This window comes from Serratia sp. (in: enterobacteria) (genome assembly GCF_052400455.1).
GTDB classification, from domain to species: domain Bacteria; phylum Pseudomonadota; class Gammaproteobacteria; order Enterobacterales; family Enterobacteriaceae; genus Serratia; species Serratia ureilytica.
This window is the reverse complement of the sequence record NZ_CP185812.1, coordinates 328,259-353,575: the sequence shown is the minus strand read 5'-3', so window position 1 is coordinate 353,575 and position 25,317 is coordinate 328,259. Positions and strand designations below refer to the sequence as shown.

General features: G+C 57.9%; 29 protein-coding genes, 1 tRNA gene and 1 pseudogene. 12 read left to right on the top strand and 19 right to left on the bottom strand.

What is annotated here, in order from left to right; translation table 11 throughout:
* Positions 1-66: 66 nt before the first annotated feature.
* The 5 genes and pseudogenes from frdA to blc all read left to right on the top strand — a co-directional run bounded on the left by frdA (position 67) and on the right by blc (position 3,986).
* Positions 67-1,862: pseudogene (frdA, locus tag ACORQT_RS01610) on the top strand (fumarate reductase (quinol) flavoprotein subunit).
* Positions 1,855-2,589, top strand: a complete 735-nt coding sequence (locus ACORQT_RS01605; protein WP_004929676.1) for a succinate dehydrogenase/fumarate reductase iron-sulfur subunit — start codon at positions 1,855-1,857, stop codon at positions 2,587-2,589. Before frdA ends, ACORQT_RS01605 begins: the two are co-directional and overlap by 8 nt.
* Before the next feature lie 14 nt (positions 2,590-2,603).
* Positions 2,604-2,996 (top strand): fumarate reductase subunit FrdC, encoded by a 393-nt coding sequence (gene frdC, locus ACORQT_RS01600; protein ID WP_025305010.1) that lies wholly within the window; start codon positions 2,604-2,606, stop codon positions 2,994-2,996.
* Between the two features lie 12 nt (positions 2,997-3,008).
* On the top strand, positions 3,009-3,368 hold the full coding sequence (gene frdD / locus ACORQT_RS01595; protein WP_004929672.1) for a fumarate reductase subunit FrdD: 360 nt from the start codon (positions 3,009-3,011) through the stop codon (positions 3,366-3,368).
* A gap of 84 nt (positions 3,369-3,452) precedes the next feature.
* Complete coding sequence (gene blc / locus ACORQT_RS01590) at positions 3,453-3,986, top strand: outer membrane lipoprotein Blc (protein ID WP_164057935.1); 534 nt, start codon at positions 3,453-3,455, stop codon at positions 3,984-3,986.
* Here the strand turns inward: blc and sugE are convergent.
* From sugE to efp, 4 genes are all read right to left on the bottom strand, one after another.
* Positions 3,980-4,297 (bottom strand): quaternary ammonium compound efflux SMR transporter SugE, encoded by a 318-nt coding sequence (sugE, locus tag ACORQT_RS01585; RefSeq protein WP_033641610.1) that lies wholly within the window; start codon positions 4,295-4,297, stop codon positions 3,980-3,982. The two genes, blc and sugE, sit on opposite strands and share 7 nt — an antisense overlap.
* Before the next feature lie 192 nt (positions 4,298-4,489).
* Positions 4,490-4,621 carry an entericidin A/B family lipoprotein gene (locus ACORQT_RS01580; RefSeq protein ID WP_004929668.1) on the bottom strand — a complete coding sequence of 44 codons (132 nt, stop codon included), beginning with the start codon at positions 4,619-4,621 and terminating at the stop codon, positions 4,490-4,492.
* 120 nt (positions 4,622-4,741) lie between these two features.
* Positions 4,742-4,873, bottom strand: a complete 132-nt coding sequence (locus tag ACORQT_RS01575; protein ID WP_004929667.1) for an entericidin A/B family lipoprotein — start codon at positions 4,871-4,873, stop codon at positions 4,742-4,744.
* Positions 4,874-4,943: 70 nt separating this feature from the next.
* A complete protein-coding gene (gene efp / locus ACORQT_RS01570; protein WP_004929666.1) occupies positions 4,944-5,510 on the bottom strand; it encodes an elongation factor P in 567 nt (188 codons plus the stop codon).
* Between the two features lie 42 nt (positions 5,511-5,552).
* On the opposite strand from efp, the gene epmB reads away from it, so the two are divergent.
* Positions 5,553-6,581 (top strand): EF-P beta-lysylation protein EpmB, encoded by a 1,029-nt coding sequence (gene epmB / locus ACORQT_RS01565; RefSeq protein ID WP_042783506.1) that lies wholly within the window; start codon positions 5,553-5,555, stop codon positions 6,579-6,581.
* A gap of 87 nt (positions 6,582-6,668) precedes the next feature.
* On the opposite strand, the gene ACORQT_RS01560 is transcribed toward epmB, so the two are convergent.
* The 5 genes from ACORQT_RS01560 to ACORQT_RS01540 form a co-directional block, all read right to left on the bottom strand.
* On the bottom strand, positions 6,669-7,013 hold the full coding sequence (locus ACORQT_RS01560) for a DUF4156 domain-containing protein (protein WP_025305007.1): 345 nt from the start codon (positions 7,011-7,013) through the stop codon (positions 6,669-6,671).
* A 303-nt stretch (positions 7,014-7,316) separates the two neighbouring features.
* Positions 7,317-8,942: a methyl-accepting chemotaxis protein gene (locus ACORQT_RS01555; protein ID WP_164057936.1), complete on the bottom strand. Its 1,626-nt coding sequence runs from the start codon at positions 8,940-8,942 to the stop codon at positions 7,317-7,319.
* Positions 8,943-9,167: 225 nt separating this feature from the next.
* Positions 9,168-10,814: a chaperonin GroEL gene (gene groL / locus ACORQT_RS01550; RefSeq protein WP_004929662.1), complete on the bottom strand. Its 1,647-nt coding sequence runs from the start codon at positions 10,812-10,814 to the stop codon at positions 9,168-9,170.
* Positions 10,815-10,858: 44 nt separating this feature from the next.
* Positions 10,859-11,152: a co-chaperone GroES gene (locus tag ACORQT_RS01545; RefSeq protein ID WP_004929661.1), complete on the bottom strand. Its 294-nt coding sequence runs from the start codon at positions 11,150-11,152 to the stop codon at positions 10,859-10,861.
* Between the two features lie 189 nt (positions 11,153-11,341).
* A complete protein-coding gene (locus ACORQT_RS01540) occupies positions 11,342-11,830 on the bottom strand; it encodes an FxsA family protein (RefSeq protein WP_004929660.1) in 489 nt (162 codons plus the stop codon).
* A gap of 367 nt (positions 11,831-12,197) precedes the next feature.
* Between ACORQT_RS01540 and aspA the strand changes: the two genes are divergently transcribed.
* The 6 genes from aspA (at position 12,198) to ACORQT_RS01510 (ending at position 18,169) form a co-directional block, all read left to right on the top strand.
* Positions 12,198-13,634, top strand: a complete 1,437-nt coding sequence (aspA, locus tag ACORQT_RS01535; RefSeq protein ID WP_444859307.1) for an aspartate ammonia-lyase — start codon at positions 12,198-12,200, stop codon at positions 13,632-13,634.
* 249 nt (positions 13,635-13,883) lie between these two features.
* Positions 13,884-15,185: an anaerobic C4-dicarboxylate transporter gene (locus ACORQT_RS01530; protein WP_033641606.1), complete on the top strand. Its 1,302-nt coding sequence runs from the start codon at positions 13,884-13,886 to the stop codon at positions 15,183-15,185.
* A 109-nt stretch (positions 15,186-15,294) separates the two neighbouring features.
* Positions 15,295-15,618: a divalent cation tolerance protein CutA gene (cutA, locus tag ACORQT_RS01525; protein WP_004929657.1), complete on the top strand. Its 324-nt coding sequence runs from the start codon at positions 15,295-15,297 to the stop codon at positions 15,616-15,618.
* Entirely contained in the window at positions 15,594-17,318 is a 1,725-nt protein-coding gene (locus ACORQT_RS01520) for a protein-disulfide reductase DsbD (protein ID WP_164057937.1), read from the top strand. The genes cutA and ACORQT_RS01520 overlap by 25 nt, the downstream gene beginning before the upstream one ends.
* Before the next feature lie 39 nt (positions 17,319-17,357).
* Positions 17,358-17,933 (top strand): division control transcriptional repressor DicD, encoded by a 576-nt coding sequence (gene dicD, locus ACORQT_RS01515; RefSeq protein ID WP_004929655.1) that lies wholly within the window; start codon positions 17,358-17,360, stop codon positions 17,931-17,933.
* Positions 17,934-18,093: 160 nt separating this feature from the next.
* Positions 18,094-18,169: transfer RNA gene (locus tag ACORQT_RS01510), tRNA-Phe, on the top strand.
* A 1,093-nt stretch (positions 18,170-19,262) separates the two neighbouring features.
* Here ACORQT_RS01510 and ACORQT_RS01505 read toward each other — a convergent pair.
* The 10 genes from ACORQT_RS01505 to ACORQT_RS01460 all read right to left on the bottom strand — a co-directional run bounded on the left by ACORQT_RS01505 (position 19,263) and on the right by ACORQT_RS01460 (position 25,308).
* Entirely contained in the window at positions 19,263-19,547 is a 285-nt protein-coding gene (locus ACORQT_RS01505; protein WP_042783503.1) for a hypothetical protein, read from the bottom strand.
* 136 nt (positions 19,548-19,683) lie between these two features.
* Positions 19,684-20,220, bottom strand: coding sequence for a helix-turn-helix transcriptional regulator (locus ACORQT_RS01500; RefSeq protein ID WP_108680074.1), 537 nt, complete (start codon positions 20,218-20,220; stop codon positions 19,684-19,686).
* Positions 20,221-20,360: 140 nt separating this feature from the next.
* The gene (locus ACORQT_RS01495; RefSeq protein ID WP_444859306.1) at positions 20,361-20,879 is read right to left on the bottom strand and encodes an MrpH family fimbial adhesin; all 519 of its coding nucleotides are present in this window, start codon (positions 20,877-20,879) and stop codon (positions 20,361-20,363) included.
* 138 nt (positions 20,880-21,017) lie between these two features.
* Positions 21,018-21,221 carry a hypothetical protein gene (locus ACORQT_RS01490; protein ID WP_444859305.1) on the bottom strand — a complete coding sequence of 68 codons (204 nt, stop codon included), beginning with the start codon at positions 21,219-21,221 and terminating at the stop codon, positions 21,018-21,020.
* A gap of 353 nt (positions 21,222-21,574) precedes the next feature.
* Positions 21,575-22,393, bottom strand: a complete 819-nt coding sequence (locus ACORQT_RS01485; RefSeq protein WP_156965080.1) for an MrpH family fimbial adhesin — start codon at positions 22,391-22,393, stop codon at positions 21,575-21,577.
* A gap of 94 nt (positions 22,394-22,487) precedes the next feature.
* Positions 22,488-22,991 (bottom strand): fimbrial protein, encoded by a 504-nt coding sequence (locus tag ACORQT_RS01480; RefSeq protein ID WP_042783500.1) that lies wholly within the window; start codon positions 22,989-22,991, stop codon positions 22,488-22,490.
* Positions 22,988-23,458 (bottom strand): fimbrial protein, encoded by a 471-nt coding sequence (locus tag ACORQT_RS01475; RefSeq protein WP_239507516.1) that lies wholly within the window; start codon positions 23,456-23,458, stop codon positions 22,988-22,990. The genes ACORQT_RS01480 and ACORQT_RS01475 overlap by 4 nt, the downstream gene beginning before the upstream one ends.
* 59 nt (positions 23,459-23,517) lie before the next feature.
* Positions 23,518-24,171 carry a fimbrial protein gene (locus tag ACORQT_RS01470; RefSeq protein WP_042783498.1) on the bottom strand — a complete coding sequence of 218 codons (654 nt, stop codon included), beginning with the start codon at positions 24,169-24,171 and terminating at the stop codon, positions 23,518-23,520.
* A 56-nt stretch (positions 24,172-24,227) separates the two neighbouring features.
* The gene (locus ACORQT_RS01465) at positions 24,228-24,773 is read right to left on the bottom strand and encodes a fimbrial protein (RefSeq protein WP_391567288.1); all 546 of its coding nucleotides are present in this window, start codon (positions 24,771-24,773) and stop codon (positions 24,228-24,230) included.
* Between the two features lie 40 nt (positions 24,774-24,813).
* Entirely contained in the window at positions 24,814-25,308 is a 495-nt protein-coding gene (locus tag ACORQT_RS01460) for a fimbrial protein (protein ID WP_042785628.1), read from the bottom strand.
* Between the last annotated feature and the right edge of the window lie 9 nt (positions 25,309-25,317).

Genomic DNA, 25,317 nt, shown 5'->3' with positions numbered 1-25,317 from the left:
AGTTCGCTAAATTTTAAGCATAGATATTTAACTTGCCGTTCTTAACAAGAACATTGGAGGAATGCAGTGCAAACCTTTAACGCCGATCTTGCCATTATTGGGGCCGGGGGCGCTGGTTTACGTGCAGCAATAGCCGCAGCGGAAGCCAATCCCCAACTGAAAATCGCGCTGATCTCTAAGGTCTACCCGATGCGCAGCCACACGGTCGCCGCCGAGGGGGCTCCGCCGCCGTCACCCAGGATCACGATACCTTCGACTATCACTTCCACGACACCGTCGCCGGTGGCGACTGGCTGTGCGAGCAGGACGTGGTCGATCACTTCGTGCATCAGTGCCCGCGCGAGATGACCCAGCTTGAGCAGTGGGGCTGCCCATGGAGCCGCAAACCGGACGGTTCGGTCAATGTGCGGCGCTTCGGCGGCATGAAGATCGAACGCACCTGGTTCGCCGCCGACAAGACCGGCTTCCACATGCTGCACACCCTGTTCCAGACCTCGCTGAAATACCCGCAAATCCAACGCTTCGACGAGCACTTCGTGCTGGATATCCTGGTGGATGACGGCCAGGCGCGCGGCCTGGTGGCGCTCAACATGATGGAAGGCACCCGCGTGCAGATCCGCGCCAACGCGGTGGTGATGGCCACCGGCGGCGCCGGGCGCGTTTATCGCTACAACACCAACGGCGGCATCGTTACCGGCGACGGCATGGGCATGGCGTTCCACCACGGCATACCGCTGCGCGACATGGAGTTCGTGCAGTATCACCCGACCGGCCTGCCCGGTTCCGGCATCCTGATGACCGAGGGCTGCCGCGGCGAAGGCGGCATTCTGGTGAACAAAGACGGCTACCGTTACCTGCAAGACTACGGCATGGGCCCGGAAACCCCGCTGGGCGAGCCGAAGAACAAATACATGGAGCTGGGCCCGCGCGATAAAGTGTCCCAGGCCTTCTGGCACGAATGGCGTGCCGGCCGCACCATCGCCACCCCGCGCGGCGACGTGGTCTACCTCGATCTGCGCCACCTGGGCGAGAAAAAGCTGCTGGAGCGGCTGCCGTTCATCTGTGAACTGGCCAAAGCCTACGTCGGCGTCGATCCGGTGAAAGATCCGATCCCGGTGCGCCCTACCGCGCACTACACCATGGGCGGCATTGAAACCGACCAGAACTGCGAAACCCGCATCAAGGGGCTGTTCGCAGTCGGCGAATGTTCCTCCGTCGGCCTGCACGGCGCCAACCGTCTCGGCTCCAACTCGCTGGCGGAACTGGTGGTATTCGGCCGCGTCGCCGGTGAACACGCCGCGCGCCGCGCGCTGGAAACCGCGCCGGCCAACGGCAGCGCGCTGGATGCGCAAACCCGCGACGTCGAAACCCGCCTGAGCAACCTGATGAAGCAGGAAGGCAACGAAAACTGGGCGAAGATCCGCGACGAAATGGGGCTGTCGATGGAAGAAGGCTGCGGCATCTACCGCACGCCGGAGCTGATGCAAAAAACCATCGATAAGCTGGCCGAGCTGAAAGAACGTTTCAAGCGCGTCAAAATCACCGACAACACCAGCGTGTTCAATACCGATCTGCTGTACACCATCGAGCTGGGTTATGGTCTGGACGTCGCTGAATGCATGGCGCACTCCGCATTTAACCGCAAAGAGTCGCGCGGCGCCCACCAGCGCCTGGACGAAGGCTGCACCGAGCGTGACGACGTCAACTTCCTCAAGCATACGCTGGCGTTCCACAATCCGCAGGGCGCGCCGCGTCTTGAATACAGCGACGTGAAAATCACCAAGCTGCCGCCGGCCAAACGCGTCTACGGCGCAGAAGCCGAAGCGCAGGAGAAAAAGAATAAGGAGCAGGCAAATGGCTGAGATGCAAACCCTGAAGATCGACGTCATGCGCTATAACCCGGAAAGCGACGCCGAGCCGCATTTCGTCACTTACGCCGTGCCTTACGACGAACAGACCTCGCTGCTCGACGCGCTGGGCTATATCAAGGATAACCTGGCGCCGGACCTCTCCTACCGCTGGTCTTGCCGCATGGCGATCTGCGGCTCCTGCGGCATGATGGTCAACCGCGTGCCGAAGCTGGCGTGCAAAACCTTCCTGCGCGACTACGTCGGCGGCATGAAGGTCGAAGCGCTGGGCAACTTCCCGATCGAGCGCGATCTGGTGGTCGACATGACCCACTTCATCGAAAGCCTGGAGGCGATCAAACCGTACATCATCGGCAACGATCGCAAACCGGAGGATGGCCCGAACGTGCAGACTCCGGCGCAGATGGCCAAATACCACCAGTTCTCCGGCTGCATCAACTGCGGCCTGTGCTACGCGGCGTGCCCCCAGTTCGGCCTCAACCCCGAGTTTATCGGCCCGGCGGCGATCACGCTGGCGCACCGCTATAACCTGGACAACCGCGACCACGGCAAGAAACAGCGCATGCCGCAGCTCAACGGCCAAAACGGCGTCTGGAGCTGCACCTTCGTCGGCTATTGCTCCGAAGTCTGTCCGAAACACGTCGATCCCGCCGCCGCCATCCAGCAGGGCAAGGTGGAGAGCGCCAAAGACTTCATGATCGCCATGTTGAAGCCGCAATAAGGGAGAAAATTGCCATGACAACTCAACGTAAGCCCTATGTGCGCACCATGACGCCCACCTGGTGGCAAAAGCTCGGCTTCTACCGTTTCTACATGCTGCGCGAAGGCACCTCGGTGCTGGCGGTCTGGTTCAGCATCGTGCTGCTCTACGGCGTGTTCGCGCTGAAGGGCGGCGCCGAGAGCTGGGCCGGCTTCGTCGGTTTCTTGCAGAATCCGCTGGTGCTGTTAATCAACGTCGTCGCATTGCTGGCGGCGGCGCTGCACACCAAAACCTGGTTCGATCTGGCGCCGAAGGCCGCCAATATCGTGGTCAACAGCGAGAAAATGGGACCGGGCCCCATCGTGAAAGGGCTGTGGGCCGTCACGATCGTCGTCAGCGTGGTCATCCTGGCCGTGGCCCTGTTCTAATCCGGAGGAAACATGATAAATCAAGCACCTAAACGCTCCGACGAGCCGGTTTTCTGGGGATTGTTCGGCGCCGGCGGCATGTGGGGCGCGATCGTCGCGCCGGCTATCGTGCTGCTGGTCGGCATCCTGCTGCCGCTGGGGCTGTTCCCCGGTGAAGCGCTGGGTTACGAGCGCGTGCTGGCGTTCTGCCAGAGCCTGATCGGGCGCCTGTTCCTGCTGCTGATGATCATTCTGCCGCTGTGGTGCGGCCTGCATCGCATCCACCATGCGATGCACGATCTGAAGATCCACGTGCCGGCCGGCAAGTGGGTGTTCTACGGTCTGGCGGCAATCCTCAGCGTCGTCACCGTCATCGGCGTCGTCACTCTGTAAACCGCTCGGGTGGCCAACGCCCGTTGGCCGCCCTTTTCTCATCGGCTACACTGTCTACTCGCCCCCGGTAAACAGGAGTCACCGATGCGTTTATGGTCAAAGCTTTGCGTCATGCTTTCCGCCCTGATCTCCGTCGCCTGCAGCGTCTCCCCGCCTAAAGACATCAAGGTCGTGAACAATTTCGACAGCCAGCGCTATCTCGGCACCTGGTATGAGATCGCACGTCTGGATCATCGTTTTGAACGCGGTTTGCAGCAGGTGACCGCCCACTACAGCCCACGCGCCGACGGCGGGCTGAAAGTCATCAATCGCGGCTTCAATCCGCAAAAACAGCAATGGCAAGAAAGCGAAGGCAAAGCCTACTTTATCGGTTCACCGCAGGTCGCGGCGCTGAAAGTGTCGTTCTTCGGCCCTTTCTATGGCGGCTACAATGTGATTGCCCTGGATCCGGCGTATGGCTACGCGCTGGTTTGCGGCCCGAACCGCGACTATCTGTGGATCCTGTCGCGCACGCCGACGCTTGACGCCGCCGTGCGCGACCGTTTATTGCAGACAGCCAAAGGCTACGGTTTCGCCACCGACAAGCTGATCTGGGTGCAGCAGTCCGCCGATCACTGACTGCTGAACTTCAGCCCGAGTATGCCGACCACGATCAGGCACAGGCTGATGATGCGCGCGATATTGGTCGATTCGCCCAACAGCACCATGCCCATGATGGCCGCGCCCACCGCGCCGATGCCGGTCCACACCGCGTAGGCGGTGCCGGCGGGCAGCGTTTTCATGGCGTTGGCCAACAGCAACATGCTGACCACCATCGCGGCGATGGTGATGATGCTCGGCGTCAGCCGGGTAAAACCGTGGGTGTATTTCAGACCGATAGCCCAAACCACTTCGAGCAAACCGGCGATAAGCAGAATAATCCAGGCCATGAGACGGCCTCCCTACCACTGGGGTCGTCCCCGATAAAATGACGCGTAAACGGGTCGTCCCGTTTAGCGAGGTGATGCATGACGGGTAACCTCACCCGCACTGCGGCAGGATAGCAGCAGCGTTAACGCTCAGGCAAGGGATAGAAATGTGGCGGCTCTCCGCAGCCGGAACGCCGCCGGGTGGAATGCGGATTATTCCGCGCTGCGCTGAATAGCCTTGCCGCCGGCCTGAATGTCTTCACCCACACCGCGGGTGGTATTACAGGCGGTCAGCGAGCTCAAAATCATCAAAGAGAAGATCGCGATAATACTTTTCTTCAGCATAAGAAAGTCCTTATTTGTCGTTGATGAAAAAGTACGGCTTTCTAAGCGTAGTCAAAATTGACGGAGGGTGTGGGATCGTGACCGGCTTTGTGGCGCAAATACATCGGGTTAAAGGCGGGATCAGCTGGCCGTACGGGAGATGGCGCCGCCGAGATGCTGAACGTCTTCGCCGAAACCGCGAAACGTATTGCAACTGCTGAGGGAGAAAAGGAACAACAGGGAGAGCACGGCCAACAGCGTTTTCTTGAACATGCGGATTTTCTGCCAACGAACGGGGATGGGATAAAACAGAGGAACCGCGGGGGTTCCTCTGTTTTGAAACTTACTTAACGCGAGAGACGTATTCGCCAGAGCGAGTGTCAACCTTGATCACTTCGCCGATCTGGACGAACAACGGCACTTTTACCACGGCGCCGGTGCTCAGGGTAGCCGGCTTGCCGCCAGTCCCTGCGGTATCGCCTTTCAGGCCAGGATCGGTATCGGTGATTTCCGCTTCGATGAAGTTCGGCGGCTGAACGGCGATTGGACGGCCATCCCACAGGGTGATGATGCACTCTGCGTTATCCTGCAGCCATTTGGCCGCGTCGCCGACGGTTTTGCCGTCAACCTGATGCTGTTCGAAAGACTCAGGGTGCATGAAGTGGTAGAACTCACCGTCGCTGTACAGGTAGTTCATGTTGGTGTCCATCACGTCTGCGCCTTCGCAAGAATCGGTAGACTTGAAGGTTTTTTCCACGCGGGTGCCGGTCAGCAGACGGCGCATTTTCACGCGCGCGAACGCCTGGCCTTTGCCCGGCTTAACGAACTCACTGGCTTCGACGGCGTAAGGTTCGCCCTCGAACATGATTTTAAGACCCGGACGGAAATCGTTGCTAGAATAAGTCGCCATGATGGCCCTCTGAATATTTGAACTGGTAGCTTAGCCAAAAAAATGGCACACATTATAACCCAAAGTACGGCACATAGAGAAGATTGGTTGCATCAACTCGCCGATGTTATTACCGATCCCGATGAATTACTGCAGCTTTTGTCACTGAATACGCACCCGGAACTGCCGCAGGGGCGCGATGCCCGTCGGCTGTTTGCCCTGCGCGTGCCGCGCGCCTTCGCTGCGCGCATGCGCCCCGGCGATGCCAACGACCCGCTGCTGCGCCAGGTGCTGACCGCCAGAGAGGAGTTCATCAACGCCCCAGGGTTCACCACCGATCCGCTGGATGAACAGCGCAGCGTGGTGCCGGGCCTGCTGCACAAATACCGCAATCGCGCGCTGCTGCTGGTCAAAGGCGGCTGTGCGGTCAACTGCCGTTACTGTTTCCGCCGTCACTTCCCCTATCAGGATAATCAGGGCAACAAGAACAACTGGCGGCAGGCGCTGGATTATATCCGCCAACACCCGGAACTGGACGAGATCATTTTTTCCGGCGGCGATCCGCTGATGGCCAAAGACAGCGAGCTGGAGTGGCTGGTCGGCGAGCTGGAGGCCATCCCGCACCTGAAACGCCTGCGCATTCACACCCGTCTGCCGGTGGTGATCCCGGCGCGCATTACGCCGGCGCTGTGCCGCCTGCTGTCGGCCTCGCGCCTGCAGGTGCTGATGGTCACCCACATCAACCACGCCAACGAAATCGACCGCGAGCTGCAGAGCGCCATGGCCCAGCTGCGCCTCGCCGGCGTCACGCTGCTCAACCAGAGCGTGCTGCTGCGCGACGTCAACGACGATGCCGATACGCTGGCGGCGCTCAGCAACGCGCTGTTCGACGCCGGCATCCTGCCCTATTACATCCACGTGCTGGACAAAGTGCAGGGCGCGGCGCATTTCATGGTCAGCGACGATGAAGCGCGCGTCATCATGCAGGCGCTGCTGAGCAAGGTGTCCGGTTATCTGGTGCCGCGCCTGACGCGTGAAGTAGGCGGCGAACCGAGCAAAACGCCGATCGACCTGCGCCTGATGCAGGAGTGACGCGCGCCACAGGGCTCGACGAAACGAAAAGAGGAATGCCGTGGCATTCCTCTTTTTTATCTCTTCGCGGCGTTAGGCCTCAGCGCCTTACGGGCACTTGTAAACCTGGCCGACCATTTTGCTGTCCAGCGGCGCGAAGCTGGAGAGCAGGTTCTGGCTTGGGCTGTTGGCGCCGTAAATGACGTTGCCGCCCATCGCCGCTGCCTTGTTGCGCAGATCGTTGGCCGCACCGCGCATGGAGCTGCCTTCACCGCCGTTGCCGGACAGCCAGTTGCTCTGGGTGCCGGTCACTTCCCCCAGCAGCTGGCATTCCGCCGCCGGCTTGCTGTCGGTGAACTTGATCTGCTGACCCGCAGCGGTCAGTTCATGAGTGGTGCTGCAACCCGCCAGCAGCATCGCTGCCGAAAGACCCAGTAAGGCTTTAATCCGCATCTTGTTCCCCATTCGATGTTGAGAATTACGCAAAATCTTCTACCCGTCGCCTTTCAAGCTGTAGCGTTGTTGACTGCACTCGCTCACCCCAGTTACTTACTCAAGTAAGCGCCTGGGGACTCACGAGCTGGCCGCCTAGCTACAACTTGAAATTCATAGGGTATATCAGAAAGCGATGCCATCTCTTAAGCATCCGTTGCCACGCGAGCGGGCCAACGTCTTGAGCGACAGCTGATGACTTACCAGTTTACCAGCTAAATCGCCCCGGGCGGCAAAAATATCATCAAATACAGTGCGGCGGCGTTATACCCAACCGGCAACGGCCGCCGATGCCTGCGCCTCCACGTCGCCCTGGCGCGATTCCCCCTCCGCCAGTTTGAATACCGCCACCGCCTGCGCCAGCAGGGTCGCCTGTTCCTCCACGCCGACGGCGGTGGTCGCCACCTCCTCCACCAGCGCGGCATTCTGCTGGGTCACCTGATCCATCTGGGTCACCGCCACCCCGACCTGCTCGACGCCTTTGCTTTGCTCTTCCGACGCATAGGAGATGTTATCCATCAGCGACGTCACCTGGTTCACCGAGCCGACGATGGCATTCATCGTCTCGCCCGCCTGTTCCACCAGCCGCACGCCGGCGGCGATATCGCCGGTTACGCCGTCGACCAGACCGCTGATCTCCTTGGCCGAAGTCGCGCAGCGCTGCGCCAGATTGCGCACTTCGCCGGCTACCACCGCAAAACCCCGCCCCTGCTCCCCGGCACGTGCGGCCTCGACGGCGGCGTTCAGCGCCAGAATGTTGGTCTGGAAGGCGATGCCGTCGATCACGCTGGTGATATCCCCCACCTGACGCGCGCTGTCGTTGATCGCCCGCATCTTGTCGACCGCGCTGGCCATCAGCGTTTCGCCGTTGCGGGCAATGGCGGCGGTCTGATTGACCATGCCGGCGGCCTGAGTGGCGTTATCGGCGTTTTGCCGCACCGTGGCGGTGATCTGCTCCATGCTGGCGGCGGTTTCCGTCAGCGCGCTGGCTTGTTCTTCAGTGCGGCTGGAGAGATCGGCGTTGCCGACGGCGATCTCGTGCGTACCGTGGTTGATCGACTCCACACCGTCACGCACCTGCTGCACGGTGGCACTCAGCTCCTGCTGCATCGTCCGCAGGCTGGCGAACAGCATGCCGATCTCATTGTTGTTGCGTACCGCGATCTCGCTGCGTAGATCGCCGCGCCCAACCTTTTGCAAATGTTCGGCGATCTGGCGCAGCGGCAGAATCAAGCGCCGGCGGAAATCACGCTGCACGGCGACCAGCAGCAGCAGGATCGCCGCCAGAGTGCCGCTCAGCAGACGGGCGAAGACTTTTTGGGTCTGCTCCGCCTCTTCCACTGCCAGACGGTGGGCGGCCACCGTGGCCCGCATGTAGTCGGCAAACTGGTTATCCAGCCGCTGGCGCACCTGGCGCTTCTCTGCCGCCATGGCGTGCAGCCGCTCGATCAGCGCCGCCTGCGGCGTGTCGGCCAACAGCGTCAGTTCTTGCTTCAGCACCGCCTGCTGCGCCAGGTAGACCTTTTTCATCGCCTCGCCCAGATCCGGGCGCGATACCGTCAGGCCCGGCGTCTCCCAAAACAGATTGAAAGCGACGTCGGCGCTGCGCAGCTCACCGCGCGCCTCATCGATACCCTGTTGAATATCGGCTCTGCTGGTCTGCGCCCAGCGCTCGAACGCCATGTTGTCGATCAGCGTCTGCGTTTGCAGCAAAGCACGCCAACTGCGGTTCAGCGCCGCTTCCTCGTCGGAGAAGGTGCTCATCCTGTCGATGCTGTGGCCGTTTTGCTGCATGAAATAGAAGGCGATGGCGCCGGTTCCCATGGGCATCAAGCCCAGCAGCAACAGCATCAACATCAGCCAGGTGGCTATTTTCATATTTTTCAGCATAAGTCGTCTCCGTTGACAGTCACACCGGCGAGGGGAAATTCCCCGCTCGGTAAGGGCTATATCGGTACGAAACGACAACGGTTTAGGGTAAAAGCAAAATAATGCAATAATTCATTCAGTTAACTAATAACAAGCTAAATAAACATTCTTTTTATTGATTTTTAAGCTAAAAAAAACCCCGGTCATTTGACCGGGGTTCTCAGCACACAAGCGTGTGGGGGATGATTACATCATGCCGCCCATACCGCCCATGCCACCCATGCCGCCTGCTGCGCCCAGATCCGGTGCGTCAGCCTTCGGCAGGTCGGTGACCATGCATTCGGTGGTGATCATCAGGCCAGCCACGGAAGCCGCGTACTGCAGAGCAGAACGGGTCACTTTGGTTGGATCCAGGATACCCATCGCGATCATGTCGCCGTATTCTTCAGAGTAAGCGTTGTAGCCGTAGCTGCCTTCGCCCGCTTTCACCTGGTTGGCGATAACGGAAGCTTCTTCACCGGCGTTGACCACGATCTGACGCAGAGGGGCTTCCATTGCGCGCAGCGCAACTTTGATACCCACGTTCTGGTCTTCGTTGTCGCCTTTCAGCGCGGCGATTTTGCCTGCAACGCGGATCAGCGCTACGCCGCCGCCGGCAACCACGCCTTCTTCCACTGCGGCGCGGGTCGCGTGCAGGGCGTCTTCAACGCGGGCTTTCTTCTCTTTCATTTCAACTTCAGTGGCTGCGCCAACCTTGATAACGGCAACGCCGCCGGCCAGTTTCGCTACGCGCTCCTGCAGTTTTTCACGATCGTAGTCAGAGGTCGCTTCTTCGATCTGCTGACGAATTTGAGCAACGCGGCCCTGGATGGTCGCTTCGTCGCCCACGCCATCGATGATGATGGTGGTGTCTTTGTTGATGACAACGCGTTTCGCCTGACCCAGGTCTTCCAGGGTGGCTTTTTCCAGCTCCAGACCGATCTCTTCAGAGATAACGGTACCGGCAGTCAGGGTAGCGATGTCCTGCAGCATGGCTTTACGACGGTCGCCGAAGCCAGGCGCCTTAACGGCGGCCACTTTCACGATGCCGCGCATGGTGTTGACCACCAGGGTCGCCAGCGCTTCACCTTCTACGTCTTCAGCGATGATCAGCAGCGGTTTGCCTGCTTTGGCAACGGCTTCCAGCACCGGCAGCATTTCGCGGATGTTGGAGATCTTCTTGTCAGCCAGCAGGATGAACGGGCTTTCCAGCTCAACAGAACCGGTTTCCGGCTTGTTGATGAAGTATGGGGACAGGTAACCGCGGTCGAACTGCATACCTTCAACCACGTCCAGCTCGTCTTGCAGGCCGGTGCCTTCTTCAACGGTGATGACGCCTTCTTTGCCCACTTTCTCCATCGCTTCCGCGATCAGTTTACCCACGGTTTCGTCGGAGTTGGCGGAGATGGTGCCGACCTGAGCGATAGCTTTGGAATCGGAGCAAGGTACGGACAGTTTTTTCAGTTCTTCAACCGCAGCGACAACCGCTTTGTCGATGCCGCGCTTCAGATCCATCGGGTTCATGCCTGCAGCAACCGCTTTCAGGCCTTCGGTGATGATGGATTGAGCCAGTACGGTTGCAGTGGTGGTGCCGTCGCCCGCCGCGTCGTTCGCTTTGGAGGCCACTTCTTTCACCATCTGTGCGCCCATGTTCTCGAACTTGTCTTCCAGTTCGATTTCACGCGCAACGGAAACGCCGTCTTTGGTGATGGTCGGTGCGCCGAAAGATTTATCCAGCACTACGTTGCGGCCTTTCGGGCCCAGGGTCACTTTTACTGCATCAGCGAGAACATTCACGCCGCGGAGCATTTTCACGCGAGCGTCATTGCCGAATTTTACGTCTTTAGCTGCCATTGGTATTTCCCTTCAACTCGTTCAGTTCAGAAGATAAAGCGCAATTACGCTTCAACAATTGCCAGAATGTCGCTTTCGGACATGATCAACACTTCTTCATTGTCGATCTTCTCTGCTTTCACGCCGTAGCCGTCGTTGAAAATCACGATATCGCCAACTTTCACATCCAGCGGTTGGATGTTGCCGTTTTCCAGCACACGCCCTTTACCCACTGCAACCACTTCACCGCGAGTGGATTTACCCGCAGCAGAGCCAGTCAGGACGATGCCGCCAGCAGATTTTGATTCAACTTCTTTGCGCTTGACGATAACGCGGTCATGCAATGGACGAATACTCATTGAACGCTCTCCTGTAAGAAGGTCTCTATCAGATTTAGGGTTGTACACCGGATGGTTGTTATTACCGGCCTCGTGGCATTTGAGATGGGGGCGTTCCAGCCCCCTTCAAGGGGGCGAACAAAAAAAATTTCGCATTTTTGGTCCGACGAGTGCCGCAGAGATGAAAAACGCGGCCAGAGCCGCGTTTGCTTAACGATCGTGAGGTTTGCGATCCTCGTCCGGGCGGTGTTCCAGCACCGGGCGTTCGTCGTCCTTGCGCTGGAATTCGCCGTCGAAGGTATTGCCGTTGGCGGCGTCACCGCCCGTCCAACCGCCGGGGCGATACACCGACAGGTGCGGCATCAGTTTCAGCGTCAGCGATTTTTGCACCGGCGGCAGCAGCAGCAACAGGCCGAGGAAATCGGTGAAGAAGCCCGGTATCAGCAGCAGGAAGCCCGCCAGCACCAGCGAAACGCTTTTCACCATTTCCGCCGCCGGGCTTTCGCCGGCCGCCAGTTTTTGCTGCATCTGCACGAAGGTTTTCATGCCCTGATTGCGCACCAGAGAAATGCCGACGCAGGAGCTGAACACCACCAGCAGCAGGGTGACAGCCACGCCGAGCACGGCGGCGACTTTGATAAAGATGGATATTTCTATGTAAGCCAGCAGAAATATCAGCAGTAGCGGTAACCAGCGCACCTGGTTCTCCTATCGGTAGGTAAGGCACGGCCGCCACGGGGCGACGGCGCGAAAAAAGAGGCCGTAAACGGCCGACACTATTACAATGAGGGCATCCCCCCACCATTTCAACCGAGAGCCGGTTTTTATTGCTAAAGTTCACAAACGTGAAAGAAGTCACAGAACCGGAAAAGGGCATATCCTTAAACGCCATAAGGTGATCTGGATTCAGTCATTTCTTATCAACCAGCATATGATCTGGGCAGCAACGGGCGATTTGGTTAATCGTTTCACGCCCCAAGCCTTCGGCAATATTAATTTAGGCTGTGCCCTTTAGCCTTGACCTGACAAATTATTAATTCGGCAGCAACACATAGAGAAGGTTCTCATGTCAAACAACATTCGTATCGAAGAAGACCTGTTAGGAACACGTGAAGTCCCCGCAGACGCTTACTACGGAGTTCACACTCTGCGTGCGATTGAAAACTTCTACATCAGCAACAGCAAAATCAGCGATGTCCCCGAGTTCGTTCGCGGCATGGTGATGGTGAAAAAGGCCGCGGCGATGGCCAACAAAGAACTCAAAACCATCCCGCGCAAAATCGCCGACGTGATCATCCAGGCCTGCGACGAGGTGCTGGATAAAGGCAAGTGCATGGATCAGTTCCCGGTGGACGTATTCCAGGGCGGCGCGGGCACCTCGCTGAACATGAACACCAACGAAGTGCTGGCGAACATCGGCCTGGAGCTGATGGGCCATCAAAAAGGCGAATACCAGTACCTGAACCCGAACGATCACCTCAATAAGTGTCAGTCCACCAACGACGCCTACCCGACCGGGTTCCGCATCGCGGTGTACGCCTCCAACCAGAAACTGATCGACGCCATCAACCAGCTGCGCGAAGGCTTCGATCGCAAGGCGAAAGAGTTCGAAACCATCCTGAAAATGGGCCGCACCCAGCTGCAGGACGCGGTGCCGATGACCCTCGGCCAGGAATTCCACGCCTTCAGCGTGCTGCTGAACGAAGAGACCCGCAACCTGCACCGCACCGCGGAGCTGCTGCTGGAAGTGAACCTCGGCGCCACCGCCATCGGCACCGCGCTCAACACCCCGGAAGGCTATCAGCCGCTGGCGGTGCAAAAACTGGCGGAAGTCAGCGGCCTGCCGGTGGTGCCGGCGGAAGACCTGATCGAGGCCACCTCCGACTGCGGCGCCTACGTGATGGTGCACAGCGCGCTCAAACGCCTGGCGGTGAAGCTGTCCAAAATCTGTAACGACCTGCGCCTGCTCTCCTCCGGCCCGCGCGCCGGCCTGAACGAAATCAACCTGCCGGAGCTGCAGGCAGGATCGTCCATCATGCCGGCCAAAGTGAATCCGGTGGTGCCGGAAGTGGTCAATCAGGTGTGTTTCAAGGTGATTGGCAACGACACTTGCGTTACCATGGCGGCCGAAGCGGGCCAGCTGCAGTTGAACGTGATGGAGCCGGTGATCGGCCAGGCGATGTTCGAGTCGATCCACATCCTGACCAACGCCTGTTACAACCTGCTGGAAAAATGCATTAACGGCATCACCGCGAATAAAGAAGTCTGCGAACACTACGTCTTCAACTCGATCGGTATCGTCACCTATCTGAACCCGTTCATCGGCCACCATAACGGTGACATCGTCGGGAAGATCTGCGCCGAAACCGGCAAGAGCGTGCGCGAAGTGGTGCTGGAACGCGGCCTGCTGACCGAAGCCGAGCTGGATGACATCTTCTCCGTGGAGAACCTGATGCTCCCGGCCTATAAAGCCAAACGCTATACGGATGAAAATGAACAATAACAGACCTACCCGGTAGCCCTGAAAGGCACGCTAAATCCTCTGGATAGCGTGCCTTTTTACTTTTAGGCGCCCACAAAATTTTAACGTTTTATTTTCAATTTACACCCTAAATCATTGGGACTGCATCAAGGCGGCAAGAGCGCAAGTCCCCAGGAGCTTACTCAAGTAAGTGACTGGGGTGAGCGCTCGCAGCCAACACCGATGCAGTTTCAAGGATGACGGGAAATCTCATTTTAAGGAGTAAACACTATGCTAGCCGTAGAATTGGTTATCGTTCTGCTGGCCATCTTTTTAGGGGCCAGATTGGGCGGTATCGGTATCGGGTTCGCGGGGGGACTGGGCGTATTGGCGCTGGCGCTGATCGGCGTCAAACCGGGCAACATTCCCTTCGACGTCATCTCCATCATCATGGCGGTGATTGCGGCGATCTCCGCCATGCAGGTCGCTGGGGGGATGGACTACCTGGTGCAACAGACCGAAAAACTGCTGCGCAAGAACCCCAAGCACATCACCATTCTCGCCCCTATCGTCACCTACTTCCTGACCATCTTCGCCGGCACCGGCAACATCTCGCTCTCGGCGCTGCCGGTGATCGCCGAAGTGGCGAAAGAACAGGGCATCAAGCCTTGCCGCCCGCTGTCGACCGCCGTGGTGTCCGCCCAGATCGCCATCACCGCCTCGCCGATCTCAGCCGCGGTGGTGTACATGTCTTCGGTGATGGAAGGCCACGGCGTCAGCTACCTGCACCTGCTGATGGTGGTGATCCCGTCCACCTTCTGCGCGGTGCTGTTGATGTCGCTGCTGGTAACCTGGCTGTTCGACTCCAAACTGTCTAACGATCCGGTGTACCTGAAACGCCTGGAAGAAGGCCTGATCACCCTGCGCGGCAACAACGCGCTGGCGATCAAACCACGCGCCAAAACCTCGGTGCTGCTGTTCCTGCTCGGCGTGCTGTGCGTGGTCGCCTACGCCATCATCAACAGCCCGGGCCTGGGTCTGGTGGCCAAGCCGCTGATGAACACCACCAACGCCATTCTGATCATCATGCTGAGCGTCGCCACGCTGACCACCCTGCTGTGCCGCGTCGACACCGACATGGTGCTGAACTCCAGCACCTTCAAGGCCGGCATGAGCGCCTGTATCTGTATCCTCGGCGTCGCCTGGCTGGGCGATACTTTCGTCCAGGCCAACATCGATTGGATCAAAGAGACGGCCGGCAGCGTCATTCAGGCGCACCCGTGGCTGCTGGCGGTGATCTTCTTCTTCTGCTCGGCGCTGCTGTACTCGCAGGCTGCCACCGCCAAGGCGCTGATGCCGATGGCGCTGGCGCTGAACGTGTCGCCGCTGACCGCAGTCGCCTCCTTCGCCGCCGTTTCCGGCCTGTTCATCCTGCCGACCTACCCGACGCTGGTCGCCGCGGTGCAGATGGACGATACCGGCACCACGCGCATCGGCCGCTTCGTGTTCAACCATCCGTTCTTCATTCCCGGCACCATGGGCGTGATCTTCGCGGTGGTATTCGGCTTCCTGCTCGGCAGCGTCATGCTGTAACGCTTCGACCGGGGCTGCGGCCCCGGTTTTCCTTTTGGCGATAAACTCGCCTTCTAGCCAATCCGCCTTCAGGGTATAGTGCCCATTCGAACCGATGAGAGGGCTGAAGATGTCTGATTGCGAAGCTGTCGTCATACTCTGTACCGCACCCGATGAAGCCAGCGCCCAGGAACTGGCGGCGCGGGTCTTGGGCGATAAGCTGGCGGCCTGCGCCACGCTGCTGCCCGGCGCCACCTCGCTGTATTACTGGGAAGGGAAGCTGGAACAGGAATACGAAGTGCAGATGCTGTTCAAAAGCGATCGCCGCCGTCAGCAAGCCCTGCTCGACACCCTGAAACAACATCACCCTTACCAGACGCCTGAGCTGCTGGTCTTGCCGGTGATGGCCGGAGATAAAGACTACCTGTTATGGATCAACGCTTCATTAAACTGATTTTGCTGCTGTGCAGCCTGTGCTTCCTGCCGCAGGCGGCGCAGGCTTCGCTGTTCGCGCCGAAGGGCGGCAGCCAGTTCGTGCCCGTCGATCAGGCCTTCGCCTTCGATTTCAAACAGCAAGGCGGCCAGGTGACGCTGAACTGGCAGATCCGCCCCGGCTATTACCTGTATCGCCAGCAGATCAAACTGGTGCCGCAGCAGGCGACGCTCGGCGCCTTTACCCTGCCCGAAGGGTTAAGCCACAAAGACGAGTTCTTCGGCGAAGTGGCGATTTTCAAACAGCAGCTGAATCTGCAGGTGCCGCTCCAACAGGCGGCGGCCAACGCCAGCCTCAGCGTCACCTATCAGGGCTGCGCCGAGGCCGGCTTCTGCTACCCGCCGGAAACCCGAACCATCCCGCTGGACGCGGTCAGCGCCACCACAGCCGCGCCGCTCCCGGCGGCTGCCTCTGAGCCAGCCGAACAATCCGCAACACCTGCCAGCCTGCCGTTCTCGCCGCTGTGGGCATTGCTGATCGGCATCGGCATCGCCTTCACCCCCTGCGTACTGCCGATGTACCCGCTGATCTCCGGCATCATCCTCGGCCGAGACCGGCCGCAAAGCAGCGGCCGCATTCTGGCGCTGGCGGTGGTTTACGTGCAGGGCATGGCGCTCACCTACACCCTGCTGGGCTTGGTGGTGGCCGCCGCCGGATTGCAGTTCCAGGCGGCGCTGCAGCATCCTTACGTGCTGATTGGCCTGTCGGCGCTGTTCATCGCGCTGGCGCTGTCGATGTTTGGCCTCTACTCCCTGCAGCTGCCCTCGGCGCTGCAAACCCGGCTGGCAAACTGGAGCAACACCCAGCGCGGCGGCTCACTGACCGGCGTGTTCCTGATGGGCGCCCTGGCCGGGCTGATCTGTTCCCCCTGCACCACCGCGCCGCTCAGCGCCATCCTGCTATATATCGCCCAAAGCGGCAATTTGTGGGCCGGCGGCGGCACGCTGTACCTGTACGCGCTGGGGATGGGCATTCCGCTGGTGATCGTCACCCTGTTCGGCAACCGCCTGCTGCCGCGCAGCGGCCCGTGGATGCAGTACGTGAAAGAGGCCTTCGGCTTCGTCATTCTGGCGCTGCCGGTGTTCCTGCTGGAGCGGGTGATCGGCGATCTGTGGGGCATGCGCCTGTGGAGCCTGCTCGGCCTGGCGTTCTTCGGCTGGGCCTTCGCCCTGAGCCTGAGAAGCGCGCGCGGCTGGGCGCGCGCCCTGCAACTGCTGTTGCTGGCGGCGGCGGTGATCGCCGCACGGCCGCTGCAGGACTGGGCTTTCGGCGCCGACCAGGCGCAGCAGGCGGCTCAGCCGCACCTGGCCTTTACCCGCATCAACAACGTCGAACAGCTCGATCTCGCGCTGCAACAGGCGCGGGGCAAGCCGGTGATGCTGGATCTGTACGCCGACTGGTGCGTGGCCTGTAAAGAGTTCGAAAAATATACCTTCAGCGATGCGGCAGTGCAGGCAAGCCTGGCCAACGCGGTGCTGCTGCAGGCGGATGTGACCGCCAACGGTGCGGAACAGGCGGCGCTGCTGAAACACCTGCAGGTGCTGGGGCTGCCGACGATCCTGTTCTTCGATCCGGCAGGCCGCGAGCTGACGGCCGAGCGGGTCACCGGTTTTATGAAGGCGGAAGCCTTCAACACGCATTTGCAGAAAGTGATGCGATAACTGACACTGAAGATCGGAAGCGAATGGGAGGAAGCACAAGTGCAACGTGAACACGTCCTTGATACCGCGCTGGGCCTGTTGGAACAACAGGGCCTGGCGACCGCCACATTAGAGATGCTGGCGGAAAAACTTGACGTTCAGCCCGGCGATCTCAAACGGTTCTGGCCGGATCGCGAAGCGCTGCTGTACGACTGCCTGCGCTACCACGGCCAGCAGATCGACACCTGGCGCCGCCAGCTGCTGCTGGACGAAAGCCTGAGCCCGCAGCAAAAACTGCTGGCGCGCTATGACGTGCTGGCGGAATACGTGCAGCAAGACCGCTACCCCGGCTGCCTGTTTATCGCCGCCTGCAGCTTCTTCCCGGAAACGGATCATCCGATCCACCAACTGGCGGAGCAACAGAAGCTGACCTCGCTGGAGCTGACCCGCGAGCTACTGCGCGACATGGATGCCGACGACGCCGACATGGTGGCGCAGCAAATGGAGCTGATTCAGGAAGGCTGCCTGAGCAAACTGCTGGTAAAACGCCAGCTCCAGGACGTATCGGTCGCCAAACGGCTGGCGGAAGACATCTTGCAGGTGGCGCAGTGCCGCCGCAACGGGGCGTTGAGCTGAATCGGCAGGGTTGGCAGCGCCACCAACCCGAGGCGATAGCCCCAACAGGCGCATTTTTTGCGCCCTTTGCCTGAAAAGCCAGCAACCGGAGGCATTTTCGCGTATTTCACGCATAAAGCCGTTGACGGCTTTCGGCCAATACGGTTTAATGCTGCCCGTTGCCCGGATAGCTCAGTCGGTAGAGCAGGGGATTGAAAATCCCCGTGTCCTTGGTTCGATTCCGAGTCCGGGCACCATATTTAGAAGAACCCGCCTATGGCGGGTTTTTCGCTTTCTGGGGTACGGACTCTCCATCGAACTGCGTTCGATTATTCGGCCAAAGGCCTCACCCTGCGGGCCAGCGCTAAAGCGCTGTTCAACGCGGCGCCAGCGCCGGTTGTCCGAGTCCGGTCGCCCTATTTAGAAGAACCCGCCTATGGCGGGTTTTTCGCTTTCTGGGGTACGGACTCTCCATCGAACTGCGTTCGATTATTCGGCCAAGGGCCTCACCCTGCGGGCCAGCGCTAAAGCGCTGTTCAACGCGGCGCCAGCGCCGGTTGTCCGAGTCCGGTCGCCCTATTTAGAAGAACCCGCCTATGGCGGGTTTTTCGCTTTCTGGGATACGGACTCTCCATCGAACTGCGTTCGATTATTCGGCCAAGGGCCTCACCCTGCGGGCCAGCGCTGAAGCGCTGTTCAACGCGGCGCCAGCGCCGGTTGTCCGAGTCCGGTCGCCCTATTTAGAAGAACCCGCCTATGGCGGGTTTTTCGCTTTCTGGGGTACGGACTCTCCATCGAACTGCGTTCGATTATTCGGCCAAAGGCCTCACCCTGCGGGCCAGCGACACAGGACGATGCTCCCTTCTCTGCTTGCATCCCCCCAAAAACGTTGGCTCCAAGGGTAAGCGAATTGCCGCATTCTCGGCATTAGGCGTGAAAGTGGCCTCGCCAGGCGAGTAATGCCCAATTTCGTTGAGGCGGATACTCACTCTCTGGTAAAAAACGCTACCTCATACAATGTGCAGCAGCGTCAATGATGACGTAGTAATGCCAACCACCAGGAAGAATGGCCGTAGTCTTGGATAGACAACTGCCTTTTCTTCATCCGCTGCGCATGTTTGTAGAATGAATAGATGCTTAAACAGAACAAGAATATCGCAAAATAAAACAAATCCACTTCACCTTTCCCTTGGTGTAGATAATACCCAACGTAAATTACGCACAGCTACCATCACTGCCAACGATAATAATTCACCGAACTGATGCTTTGAGTCGGAACAACAGGCTATTTAATCAATAGTCACAAAAAAAGCAGGGAGGATAACCCTGCTTGTCATTTTAAAATCAATATTACTGACATAGCGGCAAGTACTTCTTCATAAACGGTGATTCACAGATCGCATTCATGACTTCGCCTTTATCTTTCTCTTTAGGCTTGGCGTCTGTATTGGTGTTGCCTGCACATTGCCCGCCATTTTTCCCCTGGCCATTGATGCATTGGCCAAAATCGCTATTGCCGGCGCCGCTGGCGTTGCCATGATTCCCCTGCACATTCTGATTGCCGTTAAAACCGGCGTGCGCATAAGACATCATCATGATGCCAGCGCCAATAAGTAAAGCCGCTGTCGTTTTCATAACTGTCCCTTTGTGTTATTTAGCAATTGAATAAAAAAATACTTAACATTCCCTTGAGGAATCTTAATCACAACTCATGATTTTTAGCGTTATGAAGATATCAGATGAGAATAATTTAAATTATCCCCCATCACGGTTAGGAATACTCTGCCTCTGGTGATAACAACCAATAAATAAAATCATGGCTGCGGTTTAGCATCAGCTTGCCCATCACCGAACGTTTATGGCTGTGCACCGTTTTAACGCTCACCCCCATCACCCTGGCGGTTTGCGATTGATCCAACCCGCGCCGCAAATAACCGATAACCTGCCGCTCACGGGGAGTCAACAGCTTAGTGGGAAATCGACATACCGGCTTCGGATTAGCCAACGTATCAGACAGCAGCGCAAACAGGCACTGCTGATCGTCGGTGCGGTACAGCACCCGGTTCGCGCGCCCGGAAGCAACGGTCTGCTTTTCCTTAATGGTGACGACATGCGCCCCGGAATAGGCGGCCCAACGCCGGGTGCGCCGGGCCGGGGAGGCCAGCACGATGTCAGGCCGTTCATCGCTGCCCGGCGGCAGGAAGTGCGCGACGTTATTATGCTGCTGTGCATATTTCACAATGCTTAACCGCAAGCCGGCGGCGAAATAGCGGTTCTCGTCATCGATGACGATATTGAGTGGTTTCATTATCCCCTCCTAATTTACCCATCATTCTATTTAGATTGAAAATTTAATAAAAACACGATTGACCGCGTCATTGCACCCGTCATTTTCACCCGTTGTTTCAATGCATTTTTAACTTATTTTTATAAGCCTAAGCTTATAAATCAGGGAAGAGTCAGCATAATGACCTTATACCCCTGAAAATCGCCGGTACCGCCTCTGTATCCGCTTAATGTTGACGTCAGCGTGAGGGTTTTCCCTTCAGGGCCAATCCGGTCGAGATAACCAGAACCAATATCGACACCATTTATTTTAAGATGGCTGATAATGCCACCACCAAGAGAGACGGAACCATTTTTATCCACAGCGATGATAGCCAAGCTAAATGCATTATTGCAGGCAACGCGAAATTGCTTCGCTGCAACACTCCCATTAACTGAGTTAGTGTTTATCGTGCCGTGATTCAGCTCGATATAAGCATCGGCAATGCTGCAATAGGTTGGATCTATTTGTGGTGCAAAGCATTCAAACTCGCCGCCTGGCAAAGGAACATAAGGGATCGACCCGGCACTATATACCGGATAAGCCAAACCCAGACAAGGCTCCTCGTATAGGCCGAATTGTGATTTAACTTCCCGATTGAGATAACCTTTCCGTGCAAATAGCTGGGCTAATTCCCCCATCGTATTAAATCTGACGCCTCTGGCATATCCATGTAGCCAAAAGGATCTATATAATGTGAGCGGTCAGAGTACGTAAAAGCCAGTTTACAGGTACTGGTAAACCTGCAATTTTTTAATGGATTCCGCGCAGGATCGTACTCATCCCACCGAATTACCTTCACGATAAATCTCTTTTGAGACGGCGAGTATTGCGCATCGATCACCCAACTGGCAGCCGCCTGCGGCACGTGCAACAACAACCATAAAAAGAGTATTTTTTTCATCTTTCCTTCCCGTTATCGAGCTGGCGATTTTCACATTTACATTTCGGGGCACCGTCGTGGAGTCGCCTTCGTCGGTCATTACTGAGGCTAACCCCTCCTGCCCCGTAAAAGCGCGTCGGTGCACTCCGCCATAACGCTGTCGTTCAACACATCGCGGCCCGGTGGCAGGAAGTACGCGACTTTATTATGCTGCTGCACATATTCCGCAACGCCTAACCGCAACCCGGCGGTGAAATAACGGTGCTCGTCATCGACGATGATATTAGATGGTTTTTCATGCCCCTCCTTTTTCAGAGAGGGCTATTTAAAATAGTGGCCAAGCAGGGAGCACATCTTTCATTTGGCAACCTCATTAAGGAATAGACTTTCCACCATTGGATTATTTAATCCACGGCATTAAATACCGTTTTTTTCTGCGTTATTGCCTTAATGTTAGAGAACATCGACGACCGCCACCGCCGAACCGGAAAAATCCCCTGGGGCCGGCGTTCCTGCGGCTATCAGTAAAGAGGAGAAGGTCGCCGCTTTCCATCCTCCCCCCGGTACATCCAGCGTCACCCCGGCGTTACCCACAACCCCATTGACGCTCAATATCGATTTCAGGCTGCCGTCAGCGCGCAAATTGACGGTGTAGCTGTCGCTGCCGACGGAAGCTAGCGCACGCACCTTCACTTTGGCGGCCCCGGAGCAATAAACATAGGCCGTGCTCTCGGCACGATTGCCGGTTACTTCGCTATCGGCGAGAGAACCGTGGCGCAAATCAATATTGCCGCTCATAGAGCATGATACCGGCGGTTTTGGCGGATCAATGGTGGGTGGCTCAGTAACGCTACCAGAGCAAGAATCAGCGAACCATCCGGTATTATTGGTGCCAACATTAAAAACAATACAGGGCGATTTACCACCGTTCTGCTTTACCCACTTATCCCAATCTAATATCGCACCGGTTTTCGGTAAATTAGAAGCCCAATAAGCAACCAACGCACTTGCTTTTTGCTTATTTTTTTGAGGCAAATCAAATGAATATACAGGAGCAGCGAAACCACCAGGCGACATTGTTATTTTGCATTGCGGTCGAGAAAGAATACCCCCACATTCAAGATCCCAATCTCTCGGAGCGCCAGAGAAATCTGCGGACAAAATAGTAAACCGCAATACACTCCCTCCGCTATCTAATTTCCAGTCAACATTAATTCCTGCATAGCTTGGGTGGAAGAATAAAACCAAAAGACCAAGAAATAACTTTTTCATTTTTTAATACCCATTTTGTGCATCGTTAATTCAGTCTTTTCAGCCATTGGCATTTTCACTCCGGGCACAAAACTATCTAAAAATAACCGGTGTATTACTGATAATCCGCCAGCAGCGTCGCCTGGGCACTAAACGCCTGCGGCGTTAATCCGGCTCCCTGTCGTTTGATCGGCACGGCTTGCAACGTCGGCGGATTGGCAGCATCTATCGCCACACGTTTATTCAGAACGAAAGCATTCCCCGCCAACAACAGACGCACAGCCAGATCGGGAACGTTGGTCGGCACGGCAGCGTTATCGAACCCACTGGCGGTGGCTACCATTGTTAATCCCAGCGCCTGCCCATTGCCACCCGGCTCACACTCGATCCGGTAATTGACGGTTTGCAGATAATTCCTCCCATCCACTTTACCGATCCCGACCCTCTGACCAAAATCCACCTCGATTCGCTGGCCGTTATTGATCACGCATGACGGCGGTTCGTTCAGCGTGCCGCTGAACGACAGGCCCGCCTCGTTGTCTGCCGCCCATCCCTGCAATGCGGGCAGAAACAGGCTACAAGCCAGCAAGGCCCACGTTTTTCCAACGTTTATCTTCATTGATAATCCACCATCAGCGTCGCTCCCGCGCTAAAAAAACCGACGGTCAGAGCGCCGCTGCCTTTCACAGGCACCGCCTGTAACACAGGCTTATTCGGATAGGTAAAATTAAGCCAACTGCCAATGATCAGCGGCACACCGTTGGCCCGCAGTGCAATCGCCAGATTGCCTTTGCTACTTTGAATCGCACTGCTGTTGAACGCAGCAGCAGCGCCCACCACTTTCATCTTCATGGCATTTCTGCTGTTGTTTTTGCACTCCAGCGTATAATCGATCGTGCGAAGATAGTTGCTGCCATTGACTTTAGTGGTCACAAGATCATCGCCAAACTCTACGCGGAGGGTTTGATTGTTGTTCACCACACACTGCGGTTTGCTGGTGATCGTGCCGGAGATAGAAATTGGGGTCGTCGACGCCAATCCTGGTGAGACACAGAGCACCTCGGCCAGAACCGTCAATACCAACACGCCATAGCTTCTGCAAGATTCGGGCAAAGATCGCCGTTTCACGCGCACGCCTCCCCCAATTAGTCATAACTCAAGCTAAAATCCACCACGGCATCAAAACTCCCCGCCCGCAGAGGCGCGCCGGTACGTTCCGCCATCACGCTGTAGTTCAACACGTTGCTGCCCGGCGTCAGCCACAGCGGCTTGCCGCGGCTGCCCAAGCGAATGTCTTCGCCCTGGGCATCCAGCAGGCGCAGCCCCATACCGCTCACGCCCTGCGCTTTCACCAACTGCGGGCTGTCCGCATCGGCCGGTGCACGGAAGCTCACCCGCACCGCCGGCTGATCCGCTGCCCAGCTCAGCGCACCGGTGCGTTCATCCCGGTTCGCCGCCGGGCTGCGCAGGCAGTCGCGCAACCGCAGCGCAAAGCTTACCGCCGCGCCGCGATCGCCGGTTTGCGTCAATGACCCGGTCGCTACCTCACCCAGCCAGACTTCCTGCCGCAGGCTGTCCATCTCCAGCCGGCAGGCGCTTTCGGTCAATGCCCCCCTGACATAAAGCACGCCGTTAGCGCCATCCACTTCCCAGTTATCGACGGCCTGCGCCGCCGGCAGCAGCCACATCATGGCCGCCAGGCTGAGCGGCGCCATCAGCGCCAGGCCGCCCAACGAGGCGTAATAGCCCAGTTCACCGCGCAGGTATGCCCAGTCACGCACCGTCTGTTTCCCTGTCATAGTTCTCTCCTGATAAAATGGGCGCTTAGGGCCGTTTGCCGTCACGCTAAACACGCTTACTCATATTCCAGGCCGAAAGTCGCGACAGACGAAAACGCCCCCAGACCGATGCTCTTTTGCGCTATCGCCTCTGGTTCGCCCCGAACGTACACCTGCAGTTGTAAACTGTTGCTGCCTTTGCCGATGACGTATCCCTCACTCGGCTTATTCAGCGCCAGCGGCGCCCCCGCCATCGTTTCCAACCCCAGGGCGATGCCCGTCGCCTGGCTGCCGCCATCCGGCTTCAGCAGACCTGGCAGCGCACCGCTTTCAGCGCCGCTGAAGGTCACCTTCACCGTGTTGCCCAGGCTGATGTCACAATCCTGCAGCACCAGACTGAACGCCTTGCCGGGAGTACGGCCATAGGTATACAGGTACTTATCGATCACCGTACCGAAATCCAGGCGGATATCCTCATCACCCGGCCGCAGCGTGCAAGGCTCGGCGACCAATGCGCCGCTGAAATGCATATTGTCAGCTGCGGCCCAACACCCGCTCGCGCCGATCAGCAACCCCACGCCGATAACGCCTCGCCACATCGCCGTTTTACTTATCCTCTCCATGCATTTTTCCTCTTCTTTCTCCCGGCCGCCGAGCGTGGGCTCAAAGGTAATTCGCCTGCAGCGTCGCCGTGGCGGCGAACGCGCCTTCTTTCAATGGCACGCCCGCTTTGGCAACCGGCACCGCTTCCAAACGCGGCGGATTCGCAGGATCGATTTTGATGCTGCTGTTCGGGGCGAACGGTTTGTCATCCCGGTACAAGCGGATACCGAGGTTGCCGTTATCGGTTTGCAACGCGGCGTTATCAAAGGACGCAGCGTTGCCCTTAAAGGTCAACGTCAGCTCCCACGGCAGGGCACCGGGTAAATCACATTGGATGCGGTAATTCACCGCCTGCCGGTAATTGACGCCATCGACTTTGTTGATACCGACGCGCTGGCCAAAATCCACTTCGATCACACCGCCGTCGTTAATGCGACAGGGCGGCGGCACGCGCAGCGTCCCTTTCAGGTGCATGGCGACCTCTTCGGCCGCCTGAACGGAATGGCCGACCAGGCTACTAGCACACAACAGCATCACGGCAACGCCCTGTTTCATGTTCGTCTC